This window comes from Dokdonia sp. MED134 (assembly GCF_000152925.2).
Classification (GTDB): Bacteria; Bacteroidota; Bacteroidia; order Flavobacteriales; family Flavobacteriaceae; genus Dokdonia.
Map to the genome: position 1 here is coordinate 2913153 of NZ_CP009301.1, position 23962 is coordinate 2937114.

Genomic DNA, 23962 nt, shown 5'->3' on the forward strand with positions numbered 1-23962 from the left:
TAAAAATGAGGCCTAAAGCAGGGAGATTGGTTAGTTGTTATTTTTTTACAACTCTTTTTACAAGTTGTGTTTGCCTGCCGTTATGTGCATAAAATATACTCCAGCTTCATAATATCTGAGTGATATGTTTGTGTTTATACCGCTACTAGATAACTCTATACGCTCAACAATACGACCTCTTATATCTGTTATAACCATATAATCTAGTGGAGTATTACTCAAGTTTTTGAGAGTAATGTCTCCTCGCGTAGGGTTAGGGAAGAGTATGATGTCGCTTTCGCGTAAGCTTAAATCATCTACACTTAGCGGGTTGTTTGTCACTGTGATTGTAAACTCACAGGTAACCATATTTCCATCTTCGTCAAAACCTGTAAGCGTTACGGGTACCTCTTGAGGAGCATCTATGATCGTGCCAGCAACAGGTTGTTGAGATACGTTTGTAAAGGTGCCGCCCCCACAATTATCTGTAAGTGATTCTATGTAGTTTTCTATCTCATAAAGGTCAAAGAGATCTGCCTCTACGGTAAAATCTTCTTGACAAGAGATGAGCCCAAAATCATCTGCATCTACAAGAACAGTCGCTTCACAAGTGGCAGTGTTTCCGTTTTGATCTGTAACGGTGAGTGTCACGATATTTTCTCCCACATCTGCACAACCAAATTCTGTAATGTCTAGACTAAGTGTTACCTCTCCACCACAGTTGTCTGTACTTCCATTGTCTATCATATCTGGTGTTATACTAGCTGTACCAGTATCTTCATCAAGTATAACAACAATGCTTTGACAGATTGCCGTAGGTGGAGCCTCATCTACTACAGTGACATTTACTGTACAAGTGGCTACATTGCCTTTTGCATCTGTCACAGTAATATTTACAACATTTTCGCCTAGATTAGAACAATCAAAAGTGTCTACGTCAAACTCAATATCTGAAGTAGGCGTACAGTTGTCAGGAACTCCTAGAAGATCATCATCTGGATCTGCAAAGCTTATCTCAAATCTCAATAGTTGACCAACGTCACCTTGTGTATTGTCACAGACAGATAGACTCCAGTTTCCGTTTATTTGTTCACCAGCAAAAGTATCTGCAAAGGTTCCTCCTTCTGGAGAATAAATTCCGTTTACAGGGCCTGTCACCATTGTGATGTCTTCTCCATCATCATCAAAGGTTGCATTTTCATAACCCTGTGCATTTCCGCCATTACCTGCAGAGAGTACAAGTTCTGTACCTTGTGGTGATGTAAGGGTTAAGTTTAGGTCACCTACAAAAGAGTGATCCAGATCTACAATGACCGTAGCAATGCGATAGGCGTCACTTATAGTGCCCTCAAGATCTACTGCTGCTGTAGAGGTGGTAGGTCCTCCAGCACAATTTGTACCTCCTGTACCCGTCATCGGGATACTTTCAGGCACTCCGTCACCAGTAAAAGGAATACCCTGTACAGGTACGAGGTTACCTATTACATCTTCTGGAGTAAGAATTGCGATACCATTTTCATCTAGTGAGATGGTTGCATCCATACATTCTGGTGTGGGTGCAGTAACATCTATTACTGTAACAATCGCTTCACAAGTAGCCGTATTACCAGCATTATCTGTAGCAGTAACTATTACCACATTTGGACCTGTGTTTGCACAGCCAAATTCTGATATGTCTAATTCTAAATTATCTATAAGACAAGTAGAAGATGTATCTGCAAGTACATCTTCTGGTACAATAGTAACCATACCATTCTCATCAAGCTCAACAGTGATATCTTGACAAGTGATTTGCGGTATAACACTACTTGTAACCGTTACAATAGCCTCGCAGTTTGCTGTATTTCCATTCTCATCTGTAGCCGTGAGGGTAACCACGTTTTCTCCAAGATTTTCACACGTAAATGAATCAATATCTATACTTAAAGTTACTGGCGTACAGTTATCACTTGTGCCACCATCAATATCTTCTGGAGTTATGGTTGCCATTCCATTTTCATCTAGTGCTATCTCAATATTTTGACAAAACATTCTAGGTGCTAGATCATCTATAATTGTGATTGTAAAAGAACAAGTATCTAGGTTACCATTACCATCTTCTACAGTAAAGGTGTTAGTAGTGGTACCTACGGGGAATGGGTTACCGCTTGCAAAACCAGCAGTTTGTGTAACAGTACCACCGCCAACACAGTTCTCATTTGTAAATGGTCCTTCGTAAGAAATAATTGCCCCACAACCTGATGCCGCATCAGAAAATACAATTTCTGCAAAACCTGTGTTTCCATCTCCATAATTAGATAGTACTTCCATACGGATTGTAGTTGCCGTAATAGGGGTGAATGTAAATATCTCTGGTGCGCTCGGTGCGTTTTCTTCCGCTTGCGCGAAAACTGTAGGCGCTCCATCTATATCTATGAACGTACTACCATCTACACTATAAGAAATCAAAACATCTCTTATACCTGAAGTTCCATCTGGTCCCGGACCACCACCATTTTGATTCCAGAAAGAGAATCCGCTCACGGTTGTTTCTACTCCTAAATCAAAATCAATTGTACCAGTACTTCCTTCTCCTATCCAAGAATTTTCAGGAGTAGAAGGAGCGTGATCTGTAGTAAGGCTAGGAGAGGTATTTAGGCCCGTTCCGTCTATTGCATTTGAAAGCGTACTACCAAAGGCGCTATTATATGTAGTAGTAGCTCCCGTAGGTACAATAGGGTTAGAAATTTCAGATAGATTTACAACCAAATCTTCTGGACAGGTAATTTCTATCGGTTGGTTATTAACTACTGTTATTACAGCTTCACAAGTAGCAGTGAGACCTTGCTCATCTGTTACTGTTAGAATAACAGTGTTTTCACCTAAGTTATCACAAGTAAACTCAAACACATCTAGTACATAAGTTAGTTCGCCACAAACAGCAGTACTGCCTCCATCTACTAGTACTGGTTCTACGGTAATCATTCCTTCTTCATCTAGTTCTACTGTAATGTTTTGACATACAGCTGTAGGTGCTATGTTGGTTTCGACAGTGACAATAGTTTCACAAGTCGAGCTATTTCCATTTGCATCTGTTACGGTAAGTACTACTGTGTTTTCCCCTAGTTGCTCACAAGTAAATGAATCAATGTCTATAGCGGTAGTAATATCACCACAGTTATCAGAACTGCCATTGTCAATATCATCTGCGGTAATGGTTGCGATACCATTTTCATCAAGCACGACAGTTATAGGTGTGCAAACAGCTCTTGGCGCTACATCATCTATTAGGGTGATTGTAAATGAGCAAGTCACCTCATTACCAGTAGTGTCAGTTGCTATAAATGTATTTGTAGTGGTGCCTAGCGGGAACGGACTACCACTTTCAAAACCAGCTGTTTGTTCTAATGTGCCACCACCCAGACAATCAAGATTTTCAAAAGGACCATCGTAGTTTACAATAGCGCCACATCCATCTGTTACATCTGCAAAAGCGACCTCTGCTATTCCCGTATTACCATCGCCATAATTGCTTTGTACATCAAAGCGTATGTAGCGAGCGGCCACCTGAGTAAATGTAAATACCTCTGGACCTACAGGTTCTGAAGTAGTAACCTGAGCAAATACTGTAGGCGCTTCAGGAAGTACTGTATATGTCACGTTATCTAACGAGTAGAGTATAGTAACATCTTGAATACCAGAAGAACCTTCTGCTCCAGGACCTCCACCGTTTAAATTCCATAGGGAGAATCCATTTATAATAGTTTCTTGCCCAAGATCAAAATCTATACTACCGCTCGATCCAGTACCTATAAAAGCATTACTAGGTGTCGAGGCTTCGTGATTTGCCATTAAGCTAGGAGACATCTCAAGACCAGTGCCATTAATAGCATTTGCAAGCTCACTGCCAAATGCAGGGCTAAATGATGTCGTACCATTAGAAACTTCTACAGGCATCAATACCTCAGAAAGATTAAGAACAATATCTTCTGGACACTCTATACTAAGCGGCTGTGTATTCTCTACAGTCACAATAGCTTCACAATTCGTAAACTCGCCACTAGGACTCGTTGCAGTAAGTATTACTATATTTTCACCTAGTTGCTCACAAGTAAAGGTGTCTTGATCTAGTGTAAGCTCAAAAGTGCCACAGTTTGAGAAGCTACCTCCATCTACTTGTTCTGGGGTGATGATTGCCATTCCGTCTTCATCGAGTTGTATGGTAAGGTCCATACATACAGCAGTAGGAGGGCCGTCACTTATGACAGTAACGATAGCCTCACAAGTAGCGGTAAGACCATTACTATCAGTTACAGTAAGCGTCACGGTATTTTCTCCTACATTATCGCAAGTAAAAGTATCTGTATCTATTGATAATGTAATATCACCACAGTTATCTGTACTGCCTCCATCTATATCTTCTGGTGTAATGCTAGCCGTACCATCTTCACCTATTTCTATAGTAATCGCTTGGCAAACAGCTCTTGGTGCTACATCATCTATAATGGTGATGTCAAAAGAGCACGTTTGTACGTTACCGGCACCGTCTGTAACTTCAAAAGTATTTGTGGTTGTTCCTAACGGGAACGGGTTTCCACTTGCAAAACCTTCGGTTTGTACAAGTTCACCACCTCCAGCACAGAGTGCATTTGTAAATGGTCCTTCGTAAGTGACAATTGCCCCACAACCTGACGGAGTATCGGCAAAGACTATTTCCGCGAAAGCGGTATTACCATCTCCATAATTACTCATCACCTCCATACGAATCACGGTAGCAGCAATTTGATCAAAAGTAAATAGCTCTGGCGCAGATGACTCACTTGTCGTTACCTGAGCAAACGTAGTAGGAGCACCCGGTATGGCAGTAAAAGTTGTGCCATCTGTAGAGTAGAGCATTGTTACCTCTTGTATACCAGAAGTGCCATTTGCACCAGGACCACCACCATTTTGATTCCAGAAAGACAAGCCACTTATAAGAGTCTCTCCTCCCAGGTTAAAATCAATTGTACCAGAAGTTCCTGCGCCTATAAAAGAATTACTAGGCGTGGTAGCCTCGTGGTTTGCTGTAGTGCTAGGTGTGGTACTTAATCCCGTTCCGTTTGTGGTATTTGAAAGTTCACTACCAAAAGCAGGACTAAAGCTCGTTGTTACACTACTTATGGTGACAGGTTCTAGTACTTCAGATAAGTTGAGAATGAGGTCTTCTGGGCACGTAATGGTTACTGGTTCGTTATTAACTACAGTTACAATAGCCTCACAGGTTGAGGTATTGCCTTGAGGGTCTGTCACTGTAAGGGCAACAGTATTTTCACCTAGATTCTCACACGTAAACTCTGTGATATCTGTTTCATAGGTAAGTGGTCCACACACAAAGGTGCTTCCTCCATCTAGTAAGGCAGGGTCTAGTATGCCTACACCGGTAGCATCAAGTTCTAGTGTGATGTTTTGACAAACTGCAACAGGTATATTAGGGTTTTCAATAGTCACAATTGCTTCACAAGTAGAAATTAATCCATTACTGTCTGTAACGGTTAGGGTTACTATATTCTCTCCTACATTTTCACAACCAAATTTATCTATGTCTATAGCAATGCTCACATCACCACAATTATCTGTACTACCTCCATCTACATCTGCCGCCTCTATAGTTGCAGAGCCTGTTTCATCTAATTGTATCGTGATATCTTGACACACTGCTCTTGGAGCTACATCATCTATCACCGTAATATCAAAAGAACAGCTAAGAGTGGTGCCATTTGTATCAGTCACCTCAAAGATATTTGTGGTTGTACCTAGTGGAAAAATACTGCCGCTAGTAAAACCTGCCGTCTGTACAAGCTCTCCACCACCTAGACAATCTACATTTGTAAAAGGACCTTCATATACAATTGCTGCACCACAACCTACCGTGGTGTCTGCAAAAGCAATTTCTGCAAATCCAGTATTACTATCACCATAATTGCTTAATACTTCAAAGCGTATAACAGTAGCTGCTATTTGTGTAAAGTTAAATGTCTCTGGAGCTACATCTTGTGATGATAACGCTTGCGCGAAAACTGCCGGCGCTCCATCTACCGGAACAAAGGTTGTCCCATCTACCGAATAAGAAATGCTTACATCTTGAATTCCTGAAGAGCCATTAGCGCCTGGACCACCGCCGTTAAGGTTCCAAAAAGAAAAACCAGTTATTGTTCTTTCGGTGCCGAGATCAAAATCTATAGTTCCCGTTGTGCCTGCTCCTATAAAGGCATTGTTTGTTGTAGTTCCATCGTGAGTGGCAGTAAGACTTGGTGAGGTTGCAAGACCAACGCCGTTAATGGTATTTTGTATACTACTACCAAAGGCTGAATTAAAACTCGTTGTCACATTAGTAGGTGTAATAGGCTCTAGCACTTCAGAAAGATTTATGACAATATCTTCTGGGCACGACAGATTAAGTGGCTGGTTATTTTCTATGGTTACAATTGCCTCACAAGTAGTGCTATTTCCAGAAGCATCTGTTGCTGTAAGCGTTACTATATTTTCACCTAGGTCATCACAGGTAAAAGTTGCTATATCTGTAGAAAGGGTAAATGTTCCACACCCTGCAAAGCTTCCTCCATCTATTTGTTCTGGGGTAAGCGTCGCTATACCATCAGCATCAAGTAGTAGAGTGATATCTTGACAAACAGCAGTAGGAGCATCACTTCCTATAATCGTAACAATAGCTTCACAAGAAGATGATAGGCCGTTACTATCTGTAACTGTTAAGGTCACAATGTTTTCTCCTACATTATCACAGGTAAATGTATCTGTGTCTATTGACAATGTAATGTCACCACAGTTATCTGTACTACCTCCATCTATATCTTCTGGAGTAATTGTTATAGAACCAGTTTCGTCTATTTCTAAGGTTATGTTTTGGCATACAGCTCTTGGCGCAACATCGTCTATTATAGTGATATCAAAAGAGCACGTTTGCACGTTTCCTGCGCCGTCTGTTACCTCAAAAGTATTTGTGGTTGTTCCTAGCGGAAATGGACTTCCACTCGCAAAACCTTCGGTTTGTACAAGTTCACCACCTCCAGCACAAAGCGCATTTGTAAATGGTCCTTCGTAAGTGACAATTGCTCCGCAGCCTGACGAAATATCGGCAAAGACTATTTCCGCGAAAGCGGTATTACTATCTCCATAATTACTCGTCACTTCCATACGTATTACCGTAGCCGCTATCTGATCAAAAGTAAAAATCTCTGGTGCCGAAAAGTCATTATCTGTGACTTGTGCAAAAATGGATGGAGCACCTGGTATAGGGATGAAGTTTGTTCCATCTGTGCTATAAGAAAAAACAACATTTTGAACACCAGAAGAACCATTTGCACCGGGACCACCACCATTTTGATTCCAAAATGATAGTCCGCTCACAAGAGTCTCACTACCAAAGTTAAAATCTAAAGTTCCAGTAGTACCGGTTCCTATAAAAGAGTTGCTCGGAGTTGTAGGCTCGTGTGTAGCTGTAGTACTTGGAGAAACTGTTAGCCCCGTACCGTTTGTAGCATTTGAAAGTTCACTACCAAAGGCAGCCGTAAAAGTTGTAGAAGTACTTGTAATCGCTATAGGTTCTAGCGCCTCAGAAAGATTAAGAATAATATCATCTGGGCAAGTTATGGTTACCGGTTCATTATTTACTGCGGTAACTATCGCCTCACAGGTTGAGGTATTACCTTGAGGATCTGTAATTGTAAGAACGACGGTGTTTTCACCTAAGTTTTCGCAGGTAAATTCTGTGACATCTGCTTCATAAGTAAGCGGCCCACAAACAAAAGTGCTTCCTCCATCTAGTAGTACAGGATCTAAAATTGCTATGCCCGTAGCATCTAGTTCTACAGTTATATTTTGACAGATAGCCTCTGGTATATTTAGATTTTCTACTGTTACAATTGCCTCACAAAAGGAGGTGTTTCCATTACCATCAGTTGCAGTAAGGGTTACTATATTTTCGCCCACATTTACGCAACCAAATTTGTCTATATCTATAGACAATGTAACATCTGTACAGTTGTCTGCAGTACCTCCATCTATATCTGAGGCAAGTATAGAAGCACTGCCCGTTTCATCTAGTTGTATAGTAATATCCTGACATACCACATCTGGAGCAACATCATCTGTTATTGTCACGTCAAAAGAGCAAGTAATGATATTACCAGCACCATCATCTACCTCAAAAGTATTCGTAGTAGTACCTAGTGGGAAAGCACTTCCCGATGCAAACCCAGCGGTCTGAGTAAGTGTGCTTCCTGGGAAACATTCTTGATTTGTAAACGGACCTTCATAAGTAATCACTGCACCACATCCCGAGGTAGTGTCTGAGAAAGCAATTTCTGCAAAGGCGGTATTCCCATCTCCATAATTAGATTGTACTTCAATACGTATGGTTGACGCCATTACAGGCGTCCAGTTAAATATTTCTGGTGCGGCAGCAGCATTTGGTATCACTTGCGTGAAAGAAGTAGGCGCCCCAGGAATAGGTGTAAAGTCTGTTCCGTTTGTTGATGATGAGATAATCACATTTTGAATACCCGAAGTTCCATCTGCCCCTGGACCTCCGCCATTTTGATTCCAAAAGGCAAGTCCAGAAACGGTTGTCACAGCACCTAGAGAAAAATCTATGGTTCCAGTCGTTCCTTCACCTATCCACGAGTTGGTATTACTCGACGGTGCGTGCTCACTTTCTAGAGATGGGAACGTATCGAGCCCTGTACCATCAAAGGTGTTATTGAGACTTGTACCAAATGCCGTGGTAAAACTTGTAGACGCCGAATTAGGAATAATAGGCGTAGCGACCTCAGATAAGTTAATGTTTATATCTGCCGGACAAGTAATTACGAGCGGCTCATTATTTTCTACGGTAACAATTGCGGTACAGGTATCTGTATTACCAGAAGCATCTGTCACGGTAAGCGTTACAGTGTTGTCCCCCAGATTTTCGCAGGTAAATTCTTGAACATCTAGCGATAATTCTACAGCAGTACCACACGTAGAGCCTGAACCATTATCAATGTCTGCTGGGGTGATACTTGCCATACCATTCACAAGCTGGATAGTGATATCTTGACAAACAGCTACCGGTAGTTCATTAGAAGTAACCGTTACAATCGCCTCACAAGAAGCGCTGTTTCCATTTACATCTGTTGCTGTAAGCGTCACAGTAACTGGCGTACCTACATCTGAACAAGTAAATGTATCTTGATCAATACTCAAGGTTACATCTCCACAATTATCTGTAGTGCCATTATCAATATCGGCTGCTGTGATTACAAAGTTTCCTGTCTCATCAAGTACCACTTCGATATCCTGACATACCACATCTGGAGCGACATCATCTGTTATTGTCACGTCAAAAGAGCAAGTGATGATATTACCAGCACCATCATCTACCTCAAAAGTATTGGTAGTAGTGCCCAGTGGAAATGCACTTCCCGATGCAAATCCAGCGGTTTGAGTAAGTGTGCTTCCTGGGAAACATTCTTGATTTGTAAACGGTCCTTCATAAGTAATCAATGCGCCGCATCCCGAGGTAGTGTCTGAGAAAGCAATTTCTGCAAAGGCAGTATTTCCATCTCCATAATTAGATTGTACTTCAATGCGTATAGTAGATGCCATTACTGGCGTCCAATTAAACATTTCTGGTGCGGCAGCAGCATTTGGTATCACTTGCGTGAAAGAAGTAGGCGCTCCAGGAATAGGTGTAAAATCTGTTCCATTTGTTGATGATGAGATAATCACATTTTGAATACCCGAAGTTCCATCTGCCCCTGGACCTCCGCCATTTTGATTCCAAAAGGCAAGTCCAGAAACGGTTGTCACACCACCTAGAGAAAAATCTATAGTTCCAGTAGTTCCTTCACCTATCCACGAGTTAGTATTACTTGATGGTGCGTGCTCACTTTCCAAAGAAGGGAAAGCCTCAAGCCCTGTACCGTCAAAAGTGTTATTGAGACTTGTACCAAATGCCGTAGTAAAACTAGTAGAAGCCGAGTTAGGAATGATAGGCGTAGCGACCTCAGATAAGTTAATGTTTATATCTGCCGGACAAGTAATTACGAGCGGCTCATTATTTTCTACGGTAACAATTGCGGTACAGGTATCTGTATTACCAGAAGCATCTGTTACGGTAAGCGTTACAGTGTTATCCCCCAGATTCTCACAGGTAAATTCTTGAACATCTAGCGATAATTCTACAGCAGTACCACACGTAGATCCCGAGCCATTATCAATGTCTGCAGGAGTGATGCTTGCCATACCACCCACAAGCTGTATAGTGATATCTTGACAAACGGCCACCGGTAGTTCATTAGAAGTAACCGTAACCATTGCCTCACAAGAAGCGCTGTTTCCATTTACATCTGTTGCTGTAAGCGTCACAGTAACTGGCGTACCTACATCTGCACAAGTAAATGTATCTTGATCAATACTCAAGGTTACATCTCCACAATTATCTGTAGTACCATTATCAATATCGGCTGTTGTGATGATAGCATTACCTGTACCGTCTAGAACAACCTCAATGTTTTGGCATAATACATCTGGTGCTACATTATCGGTAATAACAATATCAAATGAGCAGGTTTGTGTTCCGCCACTGCCATCTGTAACTTCAAAGGTATTTGTGGTTGTTCCTACTGGGAAAGCACTTCCGCTAGGTAACCCCGCTGTTTGTGTTACTTCACCACCACCATTACAGGCAGCATTAGAAAATGGCGTTACATAAGCTACTAGTGCACCACAACCTGGTGTATCATCAGAAAATGCTATTTCCGCGAAAGCGGTATTACCATCTCCATAATTTGATTGTACTTCTATGCGAATGCTAGAAGCAATAATAGGTATAAAGTTAAAGACCTCTGGGGCCACAGGACCATCTCCAGTTACTTGTGCAAATACTGCTGGCGCCCCAGGGATAGGTGTAAAGTCTGTTCCATTTGTTGATGATGAGATAATGACATTTTGAATGCCCGAGGTTCCTGAAGCACCAGGACCTCCGTTGTTTTGATTCCAAAAAGAAAAGCCACTTATGGTCTGACTACCACCTAGATTAAAAGTGATTGTACCAGAGGTTCCTTCACCTATCCACGAGTTTGTAACTCCAGAAGAGCTGTGGTCAGAATTGAGATCTGGAAAAGTGGTAAGTCCATTACCATTAAAAGTATTAGTAAGGCTCGACCCAAAAGCAGTGGTAAAACTAGTACTAGCAGATGAGGGTATGATAGGTGTAGCCACTTCAGAAAGATTAAGCGTAATATCTGCTGGACAAGTGATGGTTGTAATACTGTTACTCTCTACCGTAACGATTGCTTCACAACTTGCTGTATTACCTTGATCATCTGTAACCGTAAGTGTAACGGTATTAACTCCTAAATTTTCACAGTTAAATTCTGTGATGTCTGCGCTTAGTATAGGAGCTCCACAAGCTACAGAACTACCATTATCAATATCAGCAGCTACAATGGTTGCTACTCCTGTATCATCAAGACTTATGGTAATATCTTGACATACTACGGTGGGTACTACAGTATTTTCTACTGTGACAATAGCCTCACAGGTAGCACTATTACCATTGTCATCTGTTATGGTTAGAATTACGGTATTTTCTCCTATATCTGCACACGTAAAATCTGTTATGTCTAAGGTTGGGGTTGCCGTACCACAGTTATCTGTAGAGCCATTGTTTATTTCTTCAGGAGTGATGGTAACAGAGCCCGTTGCATCTAGTTGTACCGTAATATCTTGACAAATAGCGATAGGAGCCACATCATCTATAATGGTAATATCAAAAGAGCAAGTTGCTGTGTTTCCGTTTCCATCATCAACAATAAAGGTATTTGTAGTTGTACCTATGGGGAAAGGATTTCCACTTGCAAATCCTGTTGTTTGAGTAACGGTGGCTGCCACACAATTTGTAGCTACTATAGGTGCATCATAGGTGATGACTGCTCCACAACCATCTGTAATACTAGAAAAAATGATTTCTCCCAGACCTGTGTTGCCATCTCCATAATTAGATAATACCTCTATGCGTATAGTCGAGGCATCAATAGGTTCAAAAGTAAATTCTTGCACTGCAGCGTTATCACTTGCTATTACTTGTGCAAATGTTGCAGGAGCGCCTGCAATAGGTGTAAAATCTGTCCCATTTGTAGATGCACTTATAATAACATCTTGTATACCAGATGAGCCTGAGGCACCAGGGCCACCTGCATTTTGATTCCAGATGTAGATTCCATTTATGCGCTCTGTACCGCCTAAACTATATTCTATAATACCACTAGTACCACCACCTATAAAGGAGTTTGCAGGCACTGTAGCGTCGTGAGTTGCAGTAAAACTTGGAAATTCTGATAAGCCACTACCGTTAAAGGTATTGTTAAGCGAACTGTCAAAAACAGTTGTGAAGGATGTAGAGGCAGAGACAGGTGTAACCGTCGCAACATTCTCAGAAAGGTTAAGTATGATATCTGCTGGGCAGGTAATATCAAGTACTCCTGCTTCTACAGTTACCGTTGTAGTACAGGTATCTGTATTTCCTGCAGCATCTGTTATGGTGAGCGTTACCGTATTATCGCCTATGTTAGAACAGTCAAAGCTGGTTATGTCAAGTGATAATACAGCGTCTGGACAATTGTCAGCAGAGGGTGTAACGGTATCATCCACATCTGCTGTGGTAATACTTGCAAGGCCATCCTCATCTAACGTAATTGTAAATGGAGCAATACAGTTTGCCACTGGCGCTTCATTGTCTGTTACTGTAACTGTAAAGGTACAAGTCGCCACCCCATCTGGATCGCCAGTAGCCTCAAAGGTTACTGTAGTATCTCCCACAGGAAAGAAGTCTCCAGATGCTGGTCCTTCTATTTGTGTAACCGTAAAGGTTGCCGTTCCATCCGGATCGTTTGGAGTAGGCGTGGCAAATGTGACATTTGCACCGCATAATCCAGCATCATTTATTTGTGTAATAGGTGCAACAGGACAGTCTGTAAAAGTCGGTGCGTTTTGCGCAATGGCAGTCGAAAAGATACCACATACCAAGAGTACGCGTATCGCAGTAGTAATTTGTTTCATATTAATCCCCCAATTAATGAAGACTAAATGTATGCACTATAAGTGGTTTGTATAAAGTGAGTTAAGTCAGAAATTTCCGTCAGAAATCGCGTCAATCTACACGGGTAAATGCCCTATGTGTCTCATTTAAAATGATTGAGGGTATGTACGCTTTCGCGAAAGCGTAATTCTTCCCACATTACGCACTAAGTACGTCTACAAGGCATATTTATGAAGGTAGCTCACACCACTTTCTATTAGACATAAAAAACTTGCGGTTATAGCTTATTGCCCCTTTGGTCCATACGTATCATACAATTTGAGGTGATAATCGCCGTACACTTTACCGAAATGAGATGCGTGGCCACTGTTTTGATAAACAAATAATTAGTCGCTTTTTAAGTGATGTAATCTAGCTTTTAGAAAAAAGGAGTGTATTGTAATACTCTAAAATCTATGGTGTTAAAGTCGGAGTTTTCTGCCTTTAGTTTTTTATAAAGCGCCAGGCTTCCCACAGCTCTATTTGCGGCTCCAGATGGTGCTGTGAGTGATACCGTTTTAATAGTACGACCTTCCCAGTCAAAGTTGTGTACTCTAGGTACTACATCGCTTACAACCTTAAGGCGCACCTGTTTTTCTTTACAAGCTTTCCTAAAGAAATACTCTGGGCCATTTTTACTGTTTCCGCCGGTAAATAATAGGGTGTCTACTTGTTTATGTTTAGAGAGATAACCGAAGATATCGCGCAGTGTGATGTTACTCATCCCTATGTCTGAGGCATCTACTTTTTGTCTCTCTGAAGAGGCTACAATGTCACAAACACCTATGTTTCTTGATTTTAGAAATGCCTTGCGCTGGTTTATGGCTTCTGCCGTAGTCTCAAATGTGAGGTTTAAGTCAAAAATTTTATTAAGTATGGGCCACAATTGCCCGTCTATGCTACCGTAACTAAAATCTACATCACCCACTTTTAAGTCACCCGTTGTAAAGCGTGGTGGCGGTAATGTACCCACAATAAGCTTGGTTGCTTTCTCTAGATTAAATGGCGGGTAGGGATGTGTATGCTTAAAAGGTCTTGACATATGCTCGTAAAGTTCGTAAATTGAAAGGAAACAATAGCATTATGGGACGCGGAGATAAAAAATCACGACGAGGCAAGATAAGTAGAGGGACCTTTGGCGCACGCCGCCGAAAGAAAGGACGTAAAAAAGCTAAAGAAGCCGCAAAGATGGAGAAGGTTTAACCTTTTGCTTTTAGTCTTTTTAAAATGCGTAGTTGTTTTTTGTCTACCTTTTTTCTAAGCATATTCCCAGAACAGAGACTGGTTGTATGTGCATTTTTATCATCTACCAGCTGTGGAAATCTATCATTAAAATGCGAACTAGCTCTTGTATACACTAAGTAAGTCAAACCTTTACTAAATACATAGCCACAACTACTCCCAGAAGCTTCAGAAAGTATCTCAATCGTACTTTTAGAAAAAGAGCCCTTGTACTGCTTGATAATTTCAAAGGTATAACGTACGGGATCTGCACTACTGCGCTTGCGTGCTTTATTAAGTACTTCCTTCTTGATAAGATTACCACTAAAAACGACATCGGCGCGTTTGTACTTTTCTGTAATTTCTTCTTTTTTTGAAACCTTCGGGTCTTTTGCACAGGTGCAGGCAATTACTGGTACACTAGTGAGAACAAACAGCGCTATAATTAGTGATCTTAGCATCGATTACCTTGTAAAAACAAATTCGTTTTTATCTTCATTAGACTCTTCTGCGCTGTACGCGTAGCCGTCATAATCAAAACCTTTGAGACCGTCTATTGTGTTTACATCCTTATCTATAATATAACGCACCATCGAGCCACGGGCTTTTTTTGCAAAGAATGAAATAATCTTAAGTTTCCCGTTTTTGAAATCTTTAAAGATAGGTGTGATTACGGGTACTTTGAGCTGCTTAGGTTTTATAGATTTAAAATACTCTTGACTCGCAAGGTTTACAAAAAGCTCATCATCTTTAAGTTCTTTATTAAGCGCTTCGGTAAGGGTGTCTCCCCAAAACTCGTATAAATTTTTATTACTGTAGTACTCCAGTTTTGTGCCCATCTCAAGGCGGTATGCCTGCATTAAATCTAGCGGTCGTAAGATCCCGTACATTCCACTTAAAATACGTAAAGTGTCTTGAAGTTTGTCAAGCTTTTCTGTAGGTAGGGTATAGGCATCAAGTCCCGTGTATACATCACCATCAAAGGTGTACACCGCTGGTCTCGCATTCTTTTTTGTAAATGGAGTGGTAAAATCTTGGTATCGCTGGTAGTTTAAGTCTGCAAGCTTCTCACTGATGTGCATCAGGTCTTGAATCTCTTTTTTTGTCGTATTAGAAAGCTTGCTGTTAAGCTTTTCTGCTTGCTCTAAAAACTGCGGCTGTGTAGCACGCGTAGTAGGTAGCTTATCTTCAAAATTAAGTGACTTTGCTGGTGATACAACGATTTTCATAGGTGTTTTTCTTTTGTATCAAAGTTAGCAATTATGTCTTATAATTAAGTGCTTGGCTATTGTTTTTGGTTATGGTGGGATTGGTAGTTTAATGTGGTGTGTGATTTATAAAGATGTAAAATTTAATAATACCAAATGTTCAACATCCCTCTAAATCTCCCTTCAAAGGGAGACTTCTAGCTCCTTCCCTTTGAGGGGAAGGTTGAGGTAGGTGTTGAATGGCACTTCCTTATTTATTGAAAGCCCACAACAATATCAAAATAATTAAACTAATGGGAAGAACAATTTTCTTCATCCATCTTCGATAATCATTTTCACTTTTCCAAAAGAGAGACTTGCTTTTTTGGTACTCGTCCTTCATCTTTTTTTTGAGACTACTATCTAGTCTTTTTTTTAATTCAAGAAGAAGTCTTTCAGAATCTTGTATTGTAAAAGTTGTAAATCTATAATGTTTACCGTCAGCAAATAGTCGAATTTCTTTTCCTTTTCTAAACGCGTAATCAGAGCCGCTACTTTTGGTTGTTACAAATGTCATTCCAGCATCTGTAATTGATTTCCAAGGAATGTGTGTTGTTTTTCTCAAAAACGGATAATTAAGAATAAGAAATTCTCTAGTAATAGCCACAGAGCAAAGAGTTAATGTTTCAGATAGAATAAGACCTCCGATGAAGATAATTATTAGAGGAAAAATGATAAACCAATTTATTTCAGATTCTTGGGTGTCTAATAAAAATTTAGTGCCAAACCCAATCATTGCTAGACTCCCAACCCCTAAGAAAGCCACATTGAATGTAGATAACTGACTTTTATAAACCATTTCAGTATGTTGATTAGGCATTACTCTTTTTAACTTTCTAGATATGGAATTCAATATACAAGCTTTCACCTCACAACACTTCGTAAACCAGTTTTTTAAATAACAGATTTGTCAACAATCTCAATAAAAAAAGCGAGTCACTGTTTTTAAACAATGACTCGCTTTTAATGTAATTATTAGCTAGTAGTATCAGCTTTCGCGAAAGCGTAAAAAAACCTTACTGCTCTTTGCTGTGTACGGCATAGGCGCGCCACTTTTCTATACAACCTGCCATATCTTCTGGTACGGGAGTTTCAAAACGTTTGTACTCGCCTGTGGTGGGGTGCACAAAACCTAGTGTTTTTGCGTGTAGTGCTTGGCGTGGTAATATTTTAAAACAGTTTTCTACAAACTGCTTGTACTTTGTAAAAGAGGTTCCTTTTAAAATAGCATTACCACCGTAACGCTCATCATTAAAAAGGGTGTGGCCTATGTACTTCATATGCACACGTATCTGGTGTGTGCGTCCCGTCTCTAGCTTACAAGCCACCTGAGTTACATATCCTAGGCGTTCTAGTACTTTGTAGTGTGTAACAGCAGGTTTTCCTTGCTCCTCCTCATCATCTTTAAAAACGGTGTTCTGAAGGCGGTTTTTAGGGTGACGGCCTATGTTACCTTCTATCGTACCCTCATCATCTACCACGTTACCCCATACGATGGCCACATACTCACGCTCTGTCGTTTTATTAAAAAACTGCTTTGAGAGGTGGGTCATCGCGTGCTCCGTCTTTGCTACCACTAGAAGACCACTGGTGTCTTTATCTATACGGTGTACAAGTCCTGGGCGCTCGCTAGAGTTATTAGGTAGATTATCTATGTGGTGTATAAGTGCATTAATCAAGGTGCCAGAGTAGTTACCGTGACCTGGGTGCACGACCATACCGGCAGGCTTGTTTACCACGAGAAGATCATCATCTTCATAAATAATATCTAGTGGGATATCTTCTGGAGTGAGTAAAAACTCGTGTGGCGGGTGCTCAAACATTGCGCGTACCACATCTCCTGCTTTTACCTTGTAATTTTGTTTTACAACTTTGTTGTTTACTTGTATGCTACCGTTTTTGGCAGCCTTTTGTATTTTATTACGTGTAGCATTTTCTACAAAGTTCATTAAGAACTTATCTACTCGTAGCGGTTCTTGACCTTTACTGGCAGTAAAGCTATAATGCTCATATAGCTCATCGTCTTGAGGTTCTGGACCTATGGGTTGTTCTTCGTTCATTGTTTAATTATCGTCAGATGCGTTATTAGAAATAGCATCTCGGTAATCTCCTTTACCATTACCTAGTACGAGGTCTATCACAGATGTTTTTTCTAAGCGATCTCCTGCTTTTACTTTTTTGCCTTTGTGTCTCAAGTCTCTTACCTCGTCTTCACCTATCCAGTCTACGTAGGTGATTTTTCCTATTTTAAAACCTAGGGCTTTAAGTGTAGGCTCTGCCTGGCGGCGTGTTTTTCCCACAATAGGAGGGATGGTCATTTTTTGATAACCAGAAGGGTTAAGCACTAAGTATATCTGTCTGTTTTCTTTTACAAATTTTCCAGCGTTAGGCTCTTGGTCTATGACAGAGTACTTAGGGTAATCTGGGTTAAAGTTTGCACTGTCTATGATAAAGTAGCGCAGCTCCGCATTTTCTAGTTCTTGACTCACGAGGTCTAGTGTCATCCCTTTTACATTAGGCACTGCGATGCGCTCATCGTGATTTGTGGTACTACCTAACCACCATCTGGTGATAAAAATTAAGGCAATTACAATAATGATGGCAAGGGCGATTTGTTTTACAAATGCTTTGCTTACTAGAAATTTTACAAAACTCATAAATGGGATGTGGTTAGAGGTGCAAATATATAAAATTGACAGCCTATTTGGCGTAGGTATGATTATACCTATTTTTACAATGTACGTTAATGAGACAGATTTAGTTGTCTCCTTTAAAATTTTCACGAAAGTGCAGAAAAAAAATATCGCCGTTTTAATGGGTGGCTACAGTAGCGAGTATGAAATATCGCTTAATAGTGGTGCCACCGTAGTTGCCTCTTTAGATAAAGAAAAATACCAAGTATATGCCGTGCACATCCTTGCCGAAGGATGGTTTTGTGTGGTAGATGGTGAGCGATTTACGATAGATAAAGGTGACTTTAGCTTTAAGGACGCTTCCGCGAAAAAGGTAACCTTTGACGCCTGTTACAATACCATACACGGAACGCCGGGCGAGGACGGAAAACTACAAGCCTACTTAGAATTGCTAGGCATCCCACAGACAAGTTGTGGATTTTATGAGAGCGCGCTCACCTTTAACAAGCGTGATAGCTTAAGTGTGCTAAGCTCTTATGGAGTACCTATGGCAGCATCTGTATATGTAAATAAGGGCGATGAGATTGATATGTCTTTTAAAAACCTGCTAGCTATAAAAGTGGGCTACCCTTGTTTTGTAAAGCCTAACCGCGCAGGATCTAGTTATGGAGTGAGTAAGGTGTACAAAGAAGGTGATCTTATTGCGGCGCTTGATAATGCGTTTAAGGAAGATAATCAGGTTTTGATTGAGTCATTTTTGAGCGGGACAGAAGTATCTGTAGGAGTGTATGATTTTGGCAATGGGGCAGAGGTGCTTCCAGTTTGTGAGATTGTACCAGATGGAGACTTCTTTAGCCTAGAAGCAAAGTACTCTGGAAAATCACAAGAGATTGTGCCAGCAAGACTAGATGAGCGTGAGACGGCAGATGTGCAGGGACTTACAAAGGGTATTTATGAATTGCTGGGGCTTAAGGGGATTTGCCGCATAGATTTTATCTTTCACGAGGGTAAACCACATTTTGTTGAGGTCAATACAAACCCTGGTCTTTCAAAAGAGAGTATCATTCCAAGAGAGTTTAAAGCAGCAGGATTATCACTTACAGAAGTGTTTGGCAAAGCTATAGAAACTTGTATTAAAGCACAGAAGTAATAGCGTATCTAGGTTAACACATAGAATAGAACATTAAGATTAAGATTATGAAAAGAAAGGCAGTATTTCCGGGGAGTTTTGATCCCATTACACTTGGGCATTACGATATAATAGAACGAGGTCTTACCCTCTTTGACGAGATAATACTTGCTATAGGTGTCAACTCAGATAAAAAATATATGTTCTCTCTAGAGCAGCGCAAGCAGTTTCTAGAAGATACGTTTAAAGATGAGCCACGCATTAAAGTAATGACCTATAAAGGTCTTACTATAGACTTTTGTAAAGAGCAAGAAAGCGAGTTCATTTTAAGAGGACTGCGTAATCCTGGAGATTTTGAGTTTGAAAAGGCAATCGCCCATACTAACAGAAAATTATCTGGTATCGAGACCGTATTCTTACTTACGAGTTCTGGTAAGAGCTATATATCTTCTTCCATAGTACGTGATGTAATACGTAACGGTGGTGACTGCTCTGGTCTAGTACCAGATGTGGTTGAGCCTTGCGCAAATAAGATCTGGAAAGAGATACAAGCAAAACCAAAATAAAGCTCAAAACCTTTATCCATAAAAAAGCCGCCCACTGGGCGGCTTTTACCATTTATATATATCTTCTAAAACCTAATTACTTCTTATTCTGCTGTTCTTTGATGGTCTTTTTATCGATATCAAAGTCATTTGTAGTTTGATTTATATTTCCCGTTGGATTGGTCGGGTTAGTTTGCTCTACTTTTCTTTCAAATTTACGTTCCATAATCTTTTTCATTTTTAAGTTGATATAAAGATAAAAATCACGGTTGTTAATTCGTCTTAAAGGCTTGTTAGTCTTAGGTTAAAGTGTTGATTATCTTATGGTTTCTACAAAGCTAGCCACACTATTTGCTCCATTCTTAGTAATATGCTTTATAAAAGCACTTCCTATAATGGCTCCTTTTTGATGGGTAGTGGCTGCCTTAAAAGTTTCCTCATTACTTATCCCAAAACCTACAATTTGTGGGTTGTTAAGATTCATAGCTGCAATACGTTTAAAGTAATCTTCTGTGCTGTTGCCAAAACCGCTCGTAGCGCCCGTCGTACTTGCACTACTCACCATATAGATAAACCCATCACTCGCGGCATCTATCTGTTGTATACGCGCGTCACTAGTTTGTGGTGTAATAAGGAATACATTAATAAGTCCGTACTTTTCAAAAATCTCTTTATATTCAGCTTCATATTCGGCAAGTGGTAAGTCTGGCATAATAATACCATCTATCCCTATTTCTTGACAACGCTTACAGAATTTCTCAACCCCATATTGTAACATCGGGTTAAAGTAGCCCATCACAATAAGTGGGATATGTATGGTCTCACGAATACCGTCTAACTGGTTAAACAACTTTTCGGTAGTCATCCCATTATGAAGTGCGGCAGTACTTGACTCTTGAATAGTAGGCCCATCTGCCAGCGGATCTGAAAATGGTAATCCTATCTCCACCATATCTACACCACTTTCTTGAAGCTGCGTTAAGATAGATACAGTATCATCTATGGCTGGATATCCAGCAGTGAAGTATAAGCTTAGTAGCTTTTTATCTTCTTGTAATTTTTCTTTTATTCTATTCATCTCAATAAATATTTTGTCATTCCCACCTAAGCGGGAATTAATATTGATGTTTATTTCGCTTTCGCGAAAGCGTAGTTCTATAAATTAAAATATTCTATAAACGTATTCAAATCCTTATCACCACGTCCCGAAAGATTGATCACTACGATATCGTCTTTTTTGAATTTTCTAGTTTCAAAAATGGCAAGCGCGTGACTTGTCTCAATCGCAGGGATAATACCTTCTAGTTTACTCAGTTCTAGTCCAGCCGTCATCGCATCTGCATCTGTGACAGAGATAAACTCCCCACGCCCAGAGCGGAAGAGGTTTGCGTGCATAGGTCCTACACCAGGGTAATCAAGACCAGCAGAGATAGAGTAAGGCTCTGTAATCTGCCCATCGTCTGTTTGCATTAATAAGGTCTTACTCCCGTGTATAATTCCCTCGCGTCCTAGTGCAGAAGTTGCAGCACTCTCACCAGTATCTACACCTTTACCAGCAGCCTCTACCGCTATAATACCTACTTTTGGTTCATCAAGATAATGGTAGTATAATCCAGCGGCGTTACTACCACCACCTACACAGGCTACTACATAATCTGGATTTTCTTTTCCTTCTTTTTCTAGCAACTGCTTCTTAGTCTCCTCAGAAATCACCGACTGAAAACGAGCCACCATATCTGGATAAGGGTGTGGTCCCACCACAGAACCTATGATGTAATGTGTGTCTACTGGGTTATTAATCCAGTCACGTATCGCTTCGTTAGTCGCGTCCTTTAGAGTTCTACTTCCAGACATTGCTGGACGTACGGTTGCTCCTAGCATTTTCATACGGGCTACGTTAGGCGCTTGGCGCTCAATATCTACAGCACCCATATATACGATACATTCTAGTCCCATAAGTGCACACACCGTTGCCGTAGCAACACCGTGCTGTCCTGCGCCAGTCTCTGCGATAATGCGGTTCTTACCTAGTCGCTTAGCCATAAGAATCTGGCCTATGGTATTATTTACTTTATGAGCTCCAGTATGACAGAGATCTTCCCTTTTGAGATATACCTTTGTGCCATACTTCTCGCTAAAGCGTTTTGCATAATAAAGCGGTGTAGGACGACCTACATAATCTTTTAAGAGTTGTTTAAACTCCTCTTGAAAAGAAGGCTCCTGCATAATTTGCACATACTGAGAGCGCAGTTCTTCTACGTTAGGATAGAGCATCTCTGGAATAAATGCTCCGCCAAAATCTCCGTAGTACCCTCTCTCGTCTGCCTGGTAACTGGTGTTATTTTCTAGTATCATAGCTGCAATACTTTTTTAAATTCGGTTAATTTTTCAATATTTTTTAATCCTGGCTTATCCTCAAACTTGCTATTTACGTCTAGTGCGATAATAGGCAAATCTGTTGCCAGTATTTCTTTTACTTTTTCTACTTCTTCCAGCCCTATGCCGCCACTTAAAATGACAGGCGTTTGAGACGTGTAATTTTTTAAAACACTCCAGTCAAAGGTGTAGCCGTTGCCTCCTTTTTCTTTTCCCTTTGTGTCAAAAAGGAAACCATCTACAAGGCCCTCATAAGGTGTGAGCTGCTCGAAGTCAAAACTGTCTTTGATTCCAAAAACTTTCCAAACCTTGAGGTCTCGACTGCGCTCGACCAGACAACCTTGAAGCTCTTTTATGTATTCAGGGGATTCGCTCCCGTGTAACTGGATTACGTTGAGGTTATGCTGTGTTATTTTCGCTTTCGCGAAAGCAATATCAGCATCTACAAAAACCCCTACGCGGTTAATTCCCTCAGGTAATTCTGGAATCTCTAGGTCGCCAAAATCTCGTTTGCTCTTCTCATAAAATATAAACCCAAGATAGTCTGGCTGCAACGCAGCGACCTCTTGTGTGTTATATTTCATACCGCATATTTTAAGTTTCATTTTTCCACAATTCAAATAACTGGTTATCTGTACAGCTCATAGATTTTATAACATTCTCAAAATTGAACCCTTCATAAGTAGATATGATATCGTACACATCTTCATACCCATTACTTCCGTGGGGTATTGAGCAACCCTTGTTATTCCCAATAAGAAGAAGCCATATGTCAATTGCTAATGGTCCATCATCTGTGTTTGCCAACTTAATTTCTTCAATTTCTGACCAATTTATTTCCTCTGTTTTTCTGTGAGGATGTGTAACACGAACATAAGTCTCTGTGATTTCTGTTTTGTAATAATCTTCTGGATTATTGCGTTTTTTACTTTTAAACAATTTGTTCCAAAACCCCATTGCTATAACTGTTTTATAAAAGTTGCGGCACTCTCACCTGGGTTATCTGTTTTCATAAAATTTTCACCTATAAGGAACCCTTGAAAACCGTGTGGCTTTAATTCCTTGATCGCCTCTACAGAACTGATACCACTTTCTGACACTTTTACAAACTCATCTGGAATTTGCTTGATGAGTTCTTTGCTGGTCTCTAGGCTTACTTCAAAGGTCTTTAGGTTTCGGTTGTTTATGCCTAGCATATCTACAGATTTCATAATTGACTTCTGTAATTCTTCTTCATTATGAGATTCACAAAGCACATCGAGACCAAGACTTTTTGCAAAGGTTGAAAACTGCTCTATTTGCTTTCGCGAAAGCGTAGCTGCAATAAGTAATATCGCATCTGCACCGTAGGCTTTGGCTTCAAGAATCTGATATTCATCTACTATAAACTCCTTACGCAATAGCGGAAACTGTGCTGCTGCTCTGGCGAGCAATAAGTCATCTAGCGAGCCGCCAAAATATTTTCCATCTGTGAGTACAGACATCCCGCTCACGCCTGCCTGCTCATAACCGCTTGCGACATCTTGCACGCTCAGGCTGTTGTTTATAACAGACTTGCTAGGAGACCTTCTTTTATGCTCTGCAATAATCCCAGAGCCTGTGCTTACTGCTTTTGCAAGTGATACGGTAGCTCTCTCAAAAAGCACAGATTGCTCTAGCTGGCTCACAGGAATGAGACTTTTTCTCAACGCTACTTCCTTGATTTTATCTGCTGTAATTTTATCTAGTATGGTCAT

The 23962-nt window shown here is 40.6% G+C and carries 16 protein-coding genes; 3 read left to right on the forward strand and 13 right to left on the reverse strand.

What is annotated here, in order from left to right; all coding sequences use genetic code 11:
• Window positions 1-57: 57 nt before the first annotated feature.
• Both MED134_RS12965 and MED134_RS12970 read right to left on the reverse strand, forming a co-directional pair.
• Window positions 58-13056, reverse strand: a complete 12999-nt coding sequence (locus MED134_RS12965; protein ID WP_038599892.1) for an HYR domain-containing protein — start codon at window positions 13054-13056, stop codon at window positions 58-60.
• Between the two features lie 398 nt (window positions 13057-13454).
• Window positions 13455-14117, reverse strand: a complete 663-nt coding sequence (locus MED134_RS12970; RefSeq protein ID WP_038599896.1) for a uracil-DNA glycosylase family protein — start codon at window positions 14115-14117, stop codon at window positions 13455-13457.
• A gap of 41 nt (window positions 14118-14158) precedes the next feature.
• Between MED134_RS12970 and MED134_RS12975 the strand changes: the two genes are divergently transcribed.
• On the forward strand, window positions 14159-14278 hold the full coding sequence (locus MED134_RS12975; RefSeq protein WP_035327856.1) for a 30S ribosomal protein THX: 120 nt from the start codon (window positions 14159-14161) through the stop codon (window positions 14276-14278).
• Here the strand turns inward: MED134_RS12975 and MED134_RS12980 are convergent.
• The 5 genes from MED134_RS12980 to MED134_RS13000 form a co-directional block, all read right to left on the reverse strand.
• The gene (locus MED134_RS12980; RefSeq protein ID WP_038599899.1) at window positions 14275-14757 is read right to left on the reverse strand and encodes a hypothetical protein; all 483 of its coding nucleotides are present in this window, start codon (window positions 14755-14757) and stop codon (window positions 14275-14277) included. The two genes, MED134_RS12975 and MED134_RS12980, sit on opposite strands and share 4 nt — an antisense overlap.
• 3 nt (window positions 14758-14760) lie before the next feature.
• On the reverse strand, window positions 14761-15525 hold the full coding sequence (yaaA, locus tag MED134_RS12985; protein WP_038599903.1) for a peroxide stress protein YaaA: 765 nt from the start codon (window positions 15523-15525) through the stop codon (window positions 14761-14763).
• Window positions 15526-15754: 229 nt separating this feature from the next.
• Window positions 15755-16396 carry a hypothetical protein gene (locus MED134_RS12990; RefSeq protein ID WP_148305674.1) on the reverse strand — a complete coding sequence of 214 codons (642 nt, stop codon included), beginning with the start codon at window positions 16394-16396 and terminating at the stop codon, window positions 15755-15757.
• A 163-nt stretch (window positions 16397-16559) separates the two neighbouring features.
• Complete coding sequence (locus MED134_RS12995; RefSeq protein WP_038599909.1) at window positions 16560-17603, reverse strand: RluA family pseudouridine synthase; 1044 nt, start codon at window positions 17601-17603, stop codon at window positions 16560-16562.
• A 3-nt stretch (window positions 17604-17606) separates the two neighbouring features.
• Window positions 17607-18200 (reverse strand): PASTA domain-containing protein, encoded by a 594-nt coding sequence (locus MED134_RS13000; RefSeq protein WP_035327865.1) that lies wholly within the window; start codon window positions 18198-18200, stop codon window positions 17607-17609.
• 79 nt (window positions 18201-18279) lie between these two features.
• On the opposite strand from MED134_RS13000, the gene MED134_RS13005 reads away from it, so the two are divergent.
• On the forward strand, window positions 18280-19326 hold the full coding sequence (locus MED134_RS13005) for a D-alanine--D-alanine ligase (protein WP_052084287.1): 1047 nt from the start codon (window positions 18280-18282) through the stop codon (window positions 19324-19326).
• 47 nt (window positions 19327-19373) lie between these two features.
• A complete protein-coding gene (gene coaD / locus MED134_RS13010; RefSeq protein ID WP_038599912.1) occupies window positions 19374-19871 on the forward strand; it encodes a pantetheine-phosphate adenylyltransferase in 498 nt (165 codons plus the stop codon).
• 76 nt (window positions 19872-19947) lie between these two features.
• Here the strand turns inward: coaD and MED134_RS15285 are convergent, their stop codons facing one another.
• The 6 genes from MED134_RS15285 to trpC all read right to left on the reverse strand — a co-directional run bounded on the left by MED134_RS15285 (window position 19948) and on the right by trpC (window position 23962).
• Window positions 19948-20088 carry a hypothetical protein gene (locus MED134_RS15285; protein ID WP_157496178.1) on the reverse strand — a complete coding sequence of 47 codons (141 nt, stop codon included), beginning with the start codon at window positions 20086-20088 and terminating at the stop codon, window positions 19948-19950.
• A 78-nt stretch (window positions 20089-20166) separates the two neighbouring features.
• Entirely contained in the window at window positions 20167-20928 is a 762-nt protein-coding gene (gene trpA, locus MED134_RS13015; protein WP_038599915.1) for a tryptophan synthase subunit alpha, read from the reverse strand.
• A 77-nt stretch (window positions 20929-21005) separates the two neighbouring features.
• Complete coding sequence (gene trpB, locus MED134_RS13020) at window positions 21006-22205, reverse strand: tryptophan synthase subunit beta (protein WP_038599918.1); 1200 nt, start codon at window positions 22203-22205, stop codon at window positions 21006-21008.
• Entirely contained in the window at window positions 22202-22810 is a 609-nt protein-coding gene (locus MED134_RS13025; protein ID WP_237747119.1) for a phosphoribosylanthranilate isomerase, read from the reverse strand. Before MED134_RS13025 ends, trpB begins: the two co-directional genes overlap by 4 nt.
• 10 nt (window positions 22811-22820) lie before the next feature.
• Window positions 22821-23183, reverse strand: a complete 363-nt coding sequence (locus MED134_RS13030; RefSeq protein ID WP_038599923.1) for a hypothetical protein — start codon at window positions 23181-23183, stop codon at window positions 22821-22823.
• A 2-nt stretch (window positions 23184-23185) separates the two neighbouring features.
• Window positions 23186-23962, reverse strand: a complete 777-nt coding sequence (gene trpC / locus MED134_RS13035; protein WP_038599925.1) for an indole-3-glycerol phosphate synthase TrpC — start codon at window positions 23960-23962, stop codon at window positions 23186-23188.

Coding starts and splice junctions, on each gene's coding strand:
- MED134_RS12965 (WP_038599892.1), bottom strand. CDS start 13,056: ATGAAACAAATTACTACTGCGATACGCGTACTCTTGGTATGTGGTATC.
- MED134_RS12970 (WP_038599896.1), bottom strand. CDS start 14,117: ATGTCAAGACCTTTTAAGCATACACATCCCTACCCGCCATTTAATCTA.
- MED134_RS12975 (WP_035327856.1), top strand. CDS start 14,159: ATGGGACGCGGAGATAAAAAATCACGACGAGGCAAGATAAGTAGAGGG.
- MED134_RS12980 (WP_038599899.1), bottom strand. CDS start 14,757: ATGCTAAGATCACTAATTATAGCGCTGTTTGTTCTCACTAGTGTACCA.
- yaaA (WP_038599903.1), bottom strand. CDS start 15,525: ATGAAAATCGTTGTATCACCAGCAAAGTCACTTAATTTTGAAGATAAG.
- MED134_RS12995 (WP_038599909.1), bottom strand. CDS start 17,603: ATGAACGAAGAACAACCCATAGGTCCAGAACCTCAAGACGATGAGCTA.
- MED134_RS13000 (WP_035327865.1), bottom strand. CDS start 18,200: ATGAGTTTTGTAAAATTTCTAGTAAGCAAAGCATTTGTAAAACAAATC.
- MED134_RS13005 (WP_052084287.1), top strand. CDS start 18,280: ATGTACGTTAATGAGACAGATTTAGTTGTCTCCTTTAAAATTTTCACG.
- coaD (WP_038599912.1), top strand. CDS start 19,374: ATGAAAAGAAAGGCAGTATTTCCGGGGAGTTTTGATCCCATTACACTT.
- MED134_RS15285 (WP_157496178.1), bottom strand. CDS start 20,088: ATGAAAAAGATTATGGAACGTAAATTTGAAAGAAAAGTAGAGCAAACT.
- trpA (WP_038599915.1), bottom strand. CDS start 20,928: ATGAATAGAATAAAAGAAAAATTACAAGAAGATAAAAAGCTACTAAGC.
- trpB (WP_038599918.1), bottom strand. CDS start 22,205: ATGATACTAGAAAATAACACCAGTTACCAGGCAGACGAGAGAGGGTAC.
- MED134_RS13025 (WP_237747119.1), bottom strand. CDS start 22,810: ATGAAATATAACACACAAGAGGTCGCTGCGTTGCAGCCAGACTATCTT.
- MED134_RS13030 (WP_038599923.1), bottom strand. CDS start 23,183: ATGGGGTTTTGGAACAAATTGTTTAAAAGTAAAAAACGCAATAATCCA.
- trpC (WP_038599925.1), bottom strand. CDS start 23,962: ATGACCATACTAGATAAAATTACAGCAGATAAAATCAAGGAAGTAGCG.